At 70.2% G+C, this 248-nt stretch carries 1 protein-coding gene; it reads left to right on the top strand.

Translation table 11 applies throughout. From position 1 onward, the window contains the following. The coding region (locus tag G6017_RS16145; RefSeq protein WP_182618255.1) for a DUF7008 domain-containing protein at positions 1 to 248 on the top strand (248 nt) is incomplete at both ends.

The following is a 248-nucleotide window of genomic DNA, read 5'->3' as shown; positions in this document are numbered from 1 at the left end:
GAGCAGGAGGAGCTCGACTGGCAGGTGTATCACCTGTACGGGTTCACCGACTCCGACCTGTCGCTCAGGGAGGGTGAGGTGCCCGGGATAGCTCTGGGCGAGCGGGCGTTCGAGATCGCCCTGGCCCGGCGGGTTCAGGCGGGCGAGGCCGAGACGGCGTGGTTTGAGCGCCACCGGTCTACGCCCGTCATCGAGGTCCCGGCCCACCTGCCGTCCGGGTACCGGAACGCGGTGCAGCAGCGCCTGGA

The sequence above is a fragment of the Dietzia sp. B44 genome (genome assembly GCF_014145245.1).
Lineage (GTDB): Bacteria > Actinomycetota > Actinomycetes > Mycobacteriales > Mycobacteriaceae > Dietzia > Dietzia natronolimnaea.
The sequence above is the reverse complement of the archived record's forward strand: the minus strand, read 5'-3'. Positions and strand labels throughout refer to the sequence as shown.